A 10,700-nucleotide genomic window follows, 5' to 3' on the forward strand; every position below is an offset into this window, starting at 1 on the left:
AGTCGTTACTACGAACATCTCCCCCATTAACCAATGACCAATGACCAATGACAAATGACAAATGACAAATGACAAATGACAAATGACCAATGACCTACATCATCATCCTCAACAACCCTTGCTGACCCAAGAGGATTTCTCGCAGGAGACTGATGATGCCGACCCAGATAATGGGGGTGATGTCTACACCGCCTAGGGGGGGGATGATTTTGCGGGTGGGAGCTAGGAAGGGTTCTGTGGGGAGGGCAATCAGGATCCAGGGAAATTTAGTCAGTTCGATTTGGGGATACCAGGTTAGGATAATTCGGAAAATGAAGCATAGGGTCATTATGACTAAGAGGGGGCCAATGATCCAACTGGCGATCGCAACCGATGTCATCATGAGTAAAAATTTAAGTTTTGTTACAGCCTTGTTCACTCTATTGTATTTCAATCCCTGCCCCTTGGTGTAGTCCCTTGCGGTTGGTTCTACCTCTGAGTCCCTGAGTCATGGAGTTTTGGAATTGCAAGAAACTGGACTTCTCAACGCGGTAACGGTTTAATAAAATGATAGAAATGTAAATCTTGTTTAAGGAGACACTATGACGCCATCACTCGCCAACCTGTTTTGGAGCCTCTTCTGGGGTGCGGTCCTGATCGTGATCCCCGCCACTGCTGCTCTCATCTTCATCAGCCAGAAAGATAAAGTGCAACGGTTCTAAACCGGCGAACTGGATGGAAACCTCAGCGTATAGCGATCGCCAACCCATCGATGAAGGTGAGGTGCTCTCTATACGCTGAGGTTTCTTCGCTCAACGCCCAGGGCAACTGACGAAGGACAACAGCCAAACTTATGCTGATCACAATCCAAGCGAATCAGGAGTAGGTGGAGATTTAGCGGGATACTCGCTAACATAAAAATGATGAAGGAGAGAGCAGATGGTAAATTTTAGTCTCAACTTAGCGAGTATCGTCGGAATCGCGATCGCCATCGGTGGGGCCGGACTCTATGCCGTCCGCTCATGGCGTCCCGAACTATCGCGAGATACGGATCTGTTTTTTGCAGCAGTGGGGTTACTTTGTGGCGGCATTCTGTTCTTTTACGGATGGCGCTTTGACCCGATTATGCAGTTTGGTCAGATTCTGCTTGGGGGGTCAGCAATCTACTTTGCCTTTGACAACATTCGCTTGCGCGGTGTCACCACCAATCAGGCGAAGCGCCAATCTGGGCGAATTGTAGATGATGAGCGTCCCGTGAGTAGTGTCTACCGAGTGGATGCGGAACTCGACGAAATCGAATCCGACTACGAGGCAAATCCCACCCGACGCCGGATCAAAGGGACTCAGGACCCCAGAGCGGCTCGCAATCCCTATTATGCGGATGAGGCCCCCAGACGGCCACCCAGTCGCCGGTCCCCTGCCGATCGCACCAATCCCAGTACCCGGACCCGTCGTCCCCGCTCAACGGAACGCCCCCCCACAAGTCCCTCCTATCCAGAATGGGAGGCCACGGTGGATACAACGGAGGAACGGACCTCTCGGCGTCCGCCATCAAGTGCGGGAAGTTCGGGGAGTAGAAGACCCCCAGGTGCAAGACCCTCGCGGACTCCTCCCCCAGAGGAACGGACCCGCAGACCCCCTGCACCGGAAGATGAACCGGCACCCAGTGATTATGTAGATTATCAGCCGATCGACTCCGTAGAAGATGACGATCGCGAGCAAGATAATTCGGGGAATTTCGATTATTAAACAATCGGGGACAGAAATGGGCGATCGGGGGCAATGGATGGCGATCGCCCCTTTGTTAATTGCCCCTTTATTAATTTGATATGATTTGATTCCGTCCGTGCCATTCCCCCCCAAATTGTGGCGTCCCTGTCCTCAACTGGGAAAAACCAAGGTGAACAGATTCGCTCCAAAAAACCTCCTCCGCCAGGGCCTAACCCTAGTTTTTGGGTTAAGTTTTGGCAGCTTTTTAGTCGGATGCAACCCCACCAATATCCCGATCGGGCCAACTTCTATAAATAGTCGCTATACCGACGAACAGCCGTCCTTGAGTGCCAATGGGCGCTTTTTAGCCTTTGTCTCCAATCGCAACGGCAGCCGAAATATTTTGCTGTATGACTTACAAAATCGACAGTTTGCCGATTTACCAGGGTTGAACCGACAAAATGCGATCGCCGATAGTCCCAGCATCAGCAACACCGCCCGTTATATCGTCTACCTCACCAATAATCAAGGTCGCGCCTCGGTCATTTTGTACGATCGCATCACCGGAGGTTCTCAAGTCATTTACCAACCCTATCAAGGGTGGATTCGCAATCCCAAAATTAGCCCCGACGGTCGTTATATTGTCTTTGAAAGTGGCGGTCGTGGTCAATGGGATATCGAAGTCCTCGATCGCGGACCCAGTATTGAATTAGACCTGATTGATGGCGTTCCCTCGGGTTTCTCCCTTACCGGACCGCAGTAAAATTGCAGAAACCCGCAGGCTAAAGCCTGGGGCTATACGAACGAAGCCCGCCTGCGCGGGCTGAAGAGTAAAATTGCATAGTAAAATTGCACAATCCCGCAGGCTGAAGCCTGGGGCTATACGAACGAAGCCCGCCTGCGCGGGCTGTCACAATAAAGTAGGTCTTTGATACCAAATCCGGGTGTTAAACGTGGATGTTCTCTTCAGCCTGCGTAGGCAGGCTTTGTCCGTGTAGCCCCAGGCTTCAGCCTGCGGGTTTTTATAGACATTACAAAACAGTGAAATGGTGAAGCGCTTTCTGTTAATTCCAATGGTTTCCCTGGTCAGTCTTTTGAGTAGCTGCACCACCTATCCGCGTCTGCTGAACTTTCCCTTTGATGCTTCAGGACGGAGTTTAAATAGTCCCAGTGATGATATCACCCCGCAAATCTCAGGACGTTTTATCACCTTTGTTTCCGATCGCCAGGGACGACAAGATGTCTACCTCTTTGATGGCAACAATCGCCGCCTCGTCGATATCCCCGGATTAAACCAACTGGATATCCTCGCCTCCCACCCAGGCATCTCCGAAGATGGACGCTATATCGTCTTTGCCGGAACCCGTCAGGGACAATCCAATATTTATCTCCACGATCGCGAAACCCGTCAGTTACGCAACCTCACCGAAAACTTTAAAGCAGAAGTTCGCAATCCCGTCATCAGCGCCGATGGCAGTACCATCGCCTTTGAATCCAGTGCCAACGGACAATGGGATCTCATGATTCTCAATGCGCGATCGGGTCAACCCCTAGACATCCCCATCACCCCCCGTTAACCCAAATCCTTCTTAGTTCGTAGTAACGACTTCAGTCGTTATCTTCCTGCTGTTCGTAGTAACGACTTCAGTCGTTATCCCTCTTTTGTTCGTAGTAACGCCTTCAGGCGTTATCCCTCCGGTGTTCGTAGTAACGACTTCAGTCGTTTCCGGGTTATTTCATCATCGTAAACCCAACCCAACCCCATCCGTTCACCCCTCCGCCAGTTGTTGCAACTCGGCAAACAACAACTCATCTAAAGACTGACTAACTTTCAACAAAATCCCACGCACTAAACGATGTTCATTCTCAATCCACCAAGAAGCGTTATCTACCTCTGCAATCACAGCATCCAAGCGGGAATGCAAGAACGGTGACCAATCCCTGCACAACACCGACCCCTGGAAATAACCAACTGCCAGGTCCCGAATTGCCCTCCCTCTTTTAAGTTCATCTTTTTTCCCCACCAACTGCGGCAAGGGTACAGCTTCCGGGATAGGACTCTCCACAACTTCCAACAATTGCCGTTCTTTGGTCAGAATCACCTCCGATAATAAAACCGAGTTCACCTGTTCTATCTCGGTCCAGACGGGTTCTAACTTCCGAATCGTGGTCTGGATATCCTTTAATTCCACATAAACTTCTTGAACAAATAAAGTCGCTGATTGATTAAACCCATGAAACGGGTCGATTTTAAAATTTTTCGTCGGCAACTGATTCACCTCCTCCTCAAAGCGTTGCCAAAACTGTTTGAACAGTAAGGTAAGTCCGACTAGATTTTTATCTAAAATAAAGGCTTTACTTAGCTTCATCACCTCCTCGATATTCACCATATCCACGGACATTTCTAAATAAGACCCGAGGGAATTCGTCGGGTCCCACTTAAATTTTTTAATCGGCAATCGGCTAATTTTTTGTTCTAAGAGTTCGATGCCGGGAAGGGCCGGATTGGGATGGTGTAAGTCAGACATGGTGAATTGAGACAGGCAGATTGAGACTGTTATTAAAATTTTACGGCTATTTAATCCCAAAATCCTATTTTAATCTCAGGTTTTGAAGGTAAACGCAATTCACGGACTGCACCTATCAGCGAACTCCACAAAATAAACTATTCTCCGGTAGTCAATAGTAAGTTTTTTACGTTCAGGGGGAATTTACCTCACATTTTAAATTACCTCCGGTCCCCTCCCCTTGGCAAGGGGAGGGTTAGGGTGGGGTCCTCTTGATGCGCTTAAGCACGTCAAGATGAATGAGTGGGTGGAGAGTTCTCGTATAGGCGCGATCGCCACGTCATGAAGAAAGAGGGTTTTTCAGTCGCTATACAGGTGCGGTAAGCGGAGCTATCCCGTAGGGAATCGCCTCCTGTGAGTGGCAACACCCGGCGGGGGTTCAAACCCCCGCCTAACAGCTAAAGTCGGTTGAAACCGACTGAAAACAACCACGAGATAAGACTTGCAGTCGGTTTTTAACCGACTTTAGCTATGAGGCGGGGGATTGATCCCCCGCCGGTGTTGATAATGTTGCAAAATGTCGGTTGAAACCGACTGAAAACAACCACGGGATAAGACTTGCAGTCGGTTTTTAACCGACTTTAGCTATGAGGCGGGGGATTTATCCCCCGCCGGTGTTGATAATGTTGCAATAAGTCTCATCAACTGCTCTTTTTTGACTCTAAAACTCGGAGAAACTCACACTCCCCGAATGCCCTCATTTGCGCCGCCAGTGTAACCAACCCCAACCCCAAACCACGAGGCTCATTACTCCGCCTAATATCAAACTTCCCAAAATTGTGGTGATTTGAAACTCTAGTTGACGGCGATTCGGGGGCGGTGTAGCCACTATCACCGTTGCTACCACCGCACTGGTTGCTACCCCTACACTGGCAATGGTGAGGGTGGTATTCAGACGCCGATCGCTGCGAGTTTGTTCTATCTGATTCAGACTTTCAACCGCTTTAATTGAATTTTCAACTAACAACAATCCCGGACTTAAACTGCTATAATCTCGCTCAATTTGCCGTAAATACTTGTTTTCAGCAAACTGACTAAATTTCTCAAACAGCAAGGAACTCCCTTGACCTTGCCATCCCCCAACCTTTTCGCCTGGGGTTTTTGGACTATCTTGCGCCGATAATCCAGCTAATTTGATAACCCGCTGGCGATAATTCTCTAAATTAATTTCAATGGTGTGGCGTTGTTCCTGCAAATAATTAAGCTGGGTTGCATACACCGCCAACAGATTCAAACTTTGGCGCAAATGGTCTTGTAATTCGGTCAAATTCACCTCTGACTGTTCCAGGCGGGCTAAACTCTGATTCGTCACCTGGGGGACGAGACGGGATGGCTGTTCTAACGACTCCCGCAAGCGGCGACTTTGTTGAAATGCCCAGACTACTTTATGGCGGTATAAAAACAAATATTGGCAATGGTTCAAAAGATTTCCCACGCGCTTTTGTAGGGCTTCTTTTCGCCAGTGACTCTCAAATAAACAAATTAACAGATGATAACTCTCTCCCTCCCCTTGTGCCTGGGGCGGACACCACAGTTCATACAGGGTCGCCCCCAACAAAGGACCGTGAGCAATTAAATCCACTTGCCAATTGGGAGAAGTTCCCTCAAACTGTAATTGAGTACAAATCTCTTGCGCCAGCTTCACTGGGGATTGCTCATCGGACATTAATTGTCCCCAAACCAGCCAACTTGACCCCAGTTTTCCCAGGGAGGTTTTCTCCGGTTTCTCACTATATTTAATAACCGTTTGTTGGATGTTTTTTAGTTCCTGAAGCGATTTGACCTCGGACTTTATTCCGGAACAGTCAATTTGAACCATTTGACTGTCTTGAATTTTCTCATGTCTAATATAACCATCCAGGGGTTCGGGAAGGTCTCCGGCAGGGGGAAACTCCTTAGAGGCGACGGTTTCTGATGACTCTTCCGACAAATCGTAGAGAAACCAGTCGAGGGTGAGAAATCGTAGCCAATCCTGTTCATCCATACAACATGAGTCCAAATCCGGTTGTTAAAAATAGATTTTCTGTATTAGCCCGCGCAGGCGGGCTTCGTCCGTGTAGCCCCAGGCTTTAGCCTGCGGGGTTTTTAAAGGACTTTACGGAAACACTTGACGGGCGATCGCAAAACAATCCTCCTCCGTCAGAATCCGCTCAATCTTCTCCGGAACCTCTGACCCATTGGCGTTATTTCCCGTCATTTCCGCCTCAATCTTGTCCAATAACGCCTGCATATCCTTGAACCCATCAATATTGCGAGCGAAATTCTCCGTTTCTGTATTGAAGGGTTCAGGCGTCTTATCCGGTCGAAAATCCCCCCCCTTGTTGCGTTCCTGACTGGGGTGATTTAAGGCTTGGCGGGCTTCACGATAGGCGGTTTTCAACTGTGGACAGTTGCGGGCGATCGCATCCAAGCGACCATACTCCCCCGTTTGACCCACCGTCCGAATCTCCGCCTGAACCGCATCCGGAAGAGACTCCTCCAGAGAACAAACAGCCGCCAGAAATGCCTTGAGCGTGACGCGAGTGAGAGGTGTGATCATTTTGTATCTCCAGTTAATATAAATGCGGCCCAATAATAAGGATGAGCATAGAGTTGCGCCTGGGGGTCCTTTCCCTCAAGGGAATCCAGTTGGTCCAGGAGGGAAGGACGAACCACCCCATCATCCGCTTCATACCGTTCCAGTTCCGCCTCGTAAAACTGCCGTAACCCCGCCACATCACAGTGGGATAACCACCGTTTCGCCTCCGCCAGGGCCAGGGGTTCCGGGACTCCCGCCAGCACCTGGTCATAGAACTTCAGGGTCAACACCATACTCGCTGCGGATTCCACGGTCCAGAGGGTACTCAACAGCAACGAGACCCCCGCCATCAGCCAGCCACTGCTGAGACCCACATAGTCGGTCGTAATCGATTTCTGGCCGGTCATGGCTGTTTCACAAGCGGCCAAACTAACTAAACGATAGCCCGTCAGGGGCAGATCCAGCAACTCCCTAACCCGCAAAAACTCCTCCCCCGATAAGGCTAACCAGGATTGATCCGGCGCGTCAAAATCGTAGCCCCCATGTCCCGTAAAGTGCATCAGCCGATACTCCTCCCGGTGCAGTTCGTCGGTGAGGGACTGTTGATGGACTTGGGGACCACACAGAGGCTGCACCCGCTGAAACCGCCGCCCCAGGCTTTCTGTCTCCAACTCGGCAAATTCCAGAAGCGGGAGTCCCTGACTGTCGGGATATCCCACCAACAGCAGGGGAGCCTCGGAGGTGATGGGGGCAACCGGCTGTTGCGCCAGGGTCATGCCCACCTGAGCGCTGGGAAGGCGGAGGAGACTGTAGTGGGGGGGGAATAAGGCTTCCAGCGGGAACAGGTGCAAGTCCCGGTGGGGCAGTAAAATCAGATGGTCAATCTCCTCATCGGCCAACTCCGCCAGCAGGGCCTCAATCCGCAAAATCTCCCCCAACTGTTGCAGGCGAGAGTCCATCTGCTGACGCCAGGGATGGTCTCGGTTGGGAGAATCGGACTTCGATTTACCGCTGCGATAGTCTTGATAGTCCTGTTTCCAGGTATCGACCCACTTCTCCCATGCCAGTAATTGTCGCAGTCTGGGGAAAGGCGCATCGCTGTCCTCTGAAGCTAGGAGGGGGATGGGGTCTTGGTTGGGTTTGAGCAGAAACGTGGTCAGGGCCGCAGGACTGATGTGCCAGTAAACCGCTGCCGTCTTCTCACGGCAGAGATACTGTTGCAGACTCGGGAAGTCAGGACTGGGAATCTCCTCCATCCAACCGGACAGCCACCAGCGCAAACAGCTATTTTTGCCTTGTTCCGCCAGCATCAGGGCGCTCACAAAATGTCCGTCTTGGCATTCCAGGTCAACGGTCAACTGTTGGAAGTCTATAAATTCCAGGGCCAGTAGTCGTTGTTTCCCCGGACTGGGGCATTGTTGAATCAAGCGGCGCAACAGGTCAGACCCCTGACGCCGTACTTCCGCCGCTTCGTCAAGTTGACCCAGTTCAAAGAGGACGCGGCTCAAGTCTCGCAGGGTTTTGAGTCGCTGTTCGGGGGAGTGGGTTTCGCTGAGGGTGTTGAGGGCGGCGTTGTAGCGAGTGACCGCTTTTCGCCAGAAGGGATAAGGGTTCTCGTCCTGGCGACCTCGGCCATAATGGGCGAGACCTATATTGTAATTCAACCATCCTGCCCCTTCTGGGTCACGGTCGGGGGGACAATGTTTCAACCCTTCTTCAAAGCTGGCTAACTGTCCCTCATACCCCCGTTGGTCGAGGGCGGGGTTTTGCAGGTGAGGGGGGAGGGTGACGGAATCGAAGCATCCTCGGGACCCTCCGGCGGCAACCCCTCGGTTGCCCCAGACTTTTGCATCATTAGGATTGAGGACAAGGGCGCGGTCATAACTAGCAACAGCCTCCTCATACCGACCTAACCTATACAGCGCAATGCCCCGGTTAGTCCAGGCTGCTGCCAAGTTAGGATTGAGGACAAGGGCACTCTCACAACTGGCAAGAGCCTCCTCATGGCGACCTAAGTTATCCAGCGCAAGGCTTTGGTCAGACCAGGCTGCTGCAAAGTTAGGATTGAGGACAAGGCCACGGTCATGACTGGCAACAGCCTCCTCATAGCGACCTAAGTTATTCAGCACAAGGCCCCGGTTAACCCAATCTTCTGCAAAGCTAGGATTGAGGCTAAGAGCGCGGTCATAACTGGCAAGAGCCTCCTCATAGCGACCTAACCTATACAGCGCAATGCCTCGAACAGACCAGACTTTTGCATCATTAGGATTGAGGACAAGGGCGCGGTCATAACTGGCAACAGCATCCTTATAGCGACCTAAGTTATCCAGCACATTGCCCTGGTTATACCAGACTTTTGCATCATTAGGATTGAGGACAAGGGCGCGTTCATAACTGGCAACAGCATCCTTATAGCGACCTAAGTTATCCAGCGCAATGCCTCGGTCAGACCAGCCTTGTACAAAGTTAGGATTGAGGACAAGGGCGCGGTCATAACTGGCAACAGCATCCTTATAGCGATTCAAATTATACACCAACTCGCCATGAACACCCCACAACATCCACTGATCGGGAAAGGATTCAATTGCCTCATTGGCTAACCTCAGAGCCGCCTCATAATCACCAGCGTTATATCGCTCAAATATCCGTTTCAATGCCTCTACTACTTCCGGATTCTCAACTGTCAAACCCCCCTGACTCACCCCAGTCTCTCCTGAACTGCCCCCAGTCTCCCCTTGACGTGCCTCTGGAAATTTTATTTCCCCAGTCTCCTCCGTCGCCGTTGGAGGCGAGCTAACCCTCAAATGCTCCTGCAATTGTTGTCCCCAATCCCCCACCTGTTGCGCTAGGGGCACTTCCAGAGTGCCAAACTCCTGCAACGCCTGAACAAACCGCGCCTCTGGGGGGTTCGCCAACCAAGTCTCCCCCGCCTTCTCCAACCAGTCCAACCAATCCCTCTCCTGGGCCCGAGGTTCCCACTCCTGCAACCACTCCAGCACCGCCTCACATCCCTGGTGTCGCTGTTGCAACAACTCCGGGAACAATGACTCAAGCTCCGCCTCCGTCAGGGGGGACAACGGTTGAGCCAACTTCTGCGCCCCATACTGATGAGCCAACTCGCCGATTTTCCCACTGCCGAGTTCCCCCAACCGCACCATCCGCGAGGCGCGTTCCCGTTGAGGACGGGGGGAACGGAGAAGGCGATCGCGACCAAAGCGCATCAGCCAATTGTGAAAAAAGCGGTCATCCACTCGCTCACCCAGATAGTCCAATACCCGTCCCGAGTCCCATCCCTGAGCCACTCCATCCAGCAGTTTCAGAAAGACTTGTTCATATTGAGTATCACTGAGGGGATTCATCGGCGGTGGCGGTGGCGGGGTGGCTGTTCGTCCCCCTCCCAACCACCGAGCCACTGTGGATTTCAACCAACGCCAAAGTCTACCTAACATCCTAGTGCCATGAACTATGAGTGAACAACCATCAGGAAAGTCGTTGGGGCGACTTTCTTTTACTGTACCCCAGGTGTACCCCTCTGGCTGATGCTTTCACGACTGAATTGTTAGGGGACCGGAGAGAAGAACCCCACCCTAGCCCTCCCCTTGCTAAGGCTATGCGTTACTCGCATCTTTCTTAACAATCTTGTAAACCTAATGCCAGTATTGGTTAGCGGGATAATTTACCCCGAAGGGTGGGACTCTACCACACTTAAGCTCCATACTTAAGTGTGGTAGCCATATTCTAGAATAGAAAGGGAGCCTCCCAACGAGCTATGTTTCCTAAAACTAACATAAAGGAAAAAGAGCATTGAGGGTCTCATTCATGAAACAATAAGCCGGAGAAATAAGATGGTGGAGTCTTGGGCCGCATCCGAACTGAAATATGCTAACCTCGGGGATAAACGCCTTCTTCAGCGATTGGTAAAAATG

The 10,700-nt window shown here is 51.2% G+C and carries 10 protein-coding genes; 5 read left to right on the forward strand and 5 right to left on the reverse strand.

The annotated features are described in order from the left end of the window. Positions 1 to 94: 94 nt before the first annotated feature. Positions 95 to 379, reverse strand: a complete 285-nt coding sequence (locus tag NG833_RS06080; protein WP_254564425.1) for a YggT family protein — start codon at positions 377 to 379, stop codon at positions 95 to 97. A 202-nt stretch (positions 380 to 581) separates the two neighbouring features. Here NG833_RS06080 and psbX point away from each other — a divergent pair, with 202 nt between their 5' ends. From psbX to NG833_RS06100, 4 genes are all read left to right on the forward strand, one after another. After that, positions 582 to 701 carry a photosystem II reaction center X protein gene (gene psbX, locus NG833_RS06085; RefSeq protein ID WP_254564417.1) on the forward strand — a complete coding sequence of 40 codons (120 nt, stop codon included), beginning with the start codon at positions 582 to 584 and terminating at the stop codon, positions 699 to 701. Between the two features lie 217 nt (positions 702 to 918). After that, positions 919 to 1,728 carry a Ycf66 family protein gene (locus tag NG833_RS06090; RefSeq protein WP_254564418.1) on the forward strand — a complete coding sequence of 270 codons (810 nt, stop codon included), beginning with the start codon at positions 919 to 921 and terminating at the stop codon, positions 1,726 to 1,728. A 151-nt stretch (positions 1,729 to 1,879) separates the two neighbouring features. After that, positions 1,880 to 2,452 carry a hypothetical protein gene (locus NG833_RS06095; RefSeq protein ID WP_254564419.1) on the forward strand — a complete coding sequence of 191 codons (573 nt, stop codon included), beginning with the start codon at positions 1,880 to 1,882 and terminating at the stop codon, positions 2,450 to 2,452. Between the two features lie 283 nt (positions 2,453 to 2,735). Beyond that, positions 2,736 to 3,266: a Tol biopolymer transporter periplasmic protein gene (locus tag NG833_RS06100; protein ID WP_254564420.1), complete on the forward strand. Its 531-nt coding sequence runs from the start codon at positions 2,736 to 2,738 to the stop codon at positions 3,264 to 3,266. Between the two features lie 192 nt (positions 3,267 to 3,458). Here the strand turns inward: NG833_RS06100 and NG833_RS06105 are convergent, their stop codons facing one another. From NG833_RS06105 to NG833_RS06120, 4 genes are all read right to left on the reverse strand, one after another. Continuing rightward, positions 3,459 to 4,217, reverse strand: coding sequence for a hypothetical protein (locus tag NG833_RS06105; protein WP_254564421.1), 759 nt, complete (start codon positions 4,215 to 4,217; stop codon positions 3,459 to 3,461). Positions 4,218 to 4,953: 736 nt separating this feature from the next. After that, positions 4,954 to 6,240: a hypothetical protein gene (locus NG833_RS06110; protein ID WP_254564422.1), complete on the reverse strand. Its 1,287-nt coding sequence runs from the start codon at positions 6,238 to 6,240 to the stop codon at positions 4,954 to 4,956. Positions 6,241 to 6,351: 111 nt separating this feature from the next. Further along, entirely contained in the window at positions 6,352 to 6,795 is a 444-nt protein-coding gene (locus tag NG833_RS06115) for a hypothetical protein (RefSeq protein WP_254564423.1), read from the reverse strand. After that, a complete protein-coding gene (locus NG833_RS06120) occupies positions 6,792 to 10,223 on the reverse strand; it encodes a tetratricopeptide repeat protein (protein WP_254564424.1) in 3,432 nt (1,143 codons plus the stop codon). The genes NG833_RS06115 and NG833_RS06120 overlap by 4 nt, the downstream gene beginning before the upstream one ends. A 396-nt stretch (positions 10,224 to 10,619) precedes the next feature. On the opposite strand from NG833_RS06120, the gene NG833_RS30945 reads away from it, so the two are divergent. Beyond that, the coding region (locus tag NG833_RS30945; RefSeq protein ID WP_375293885.1) for a transposase DNA-binding-containing protein at positions 10,620 to 10,700 on the forward strand (81 nt) is incomplete at its 3' end.

This window comes from Oscillatoria sp. HE19RPO (genome assembly GCF_024220515.1).
Taxonomy (GTDB): Bacteria; Cyanobacteriota; Cyanobacteriia; order Cyanobacteriales; family Laspinemataceae; genus Laspinema.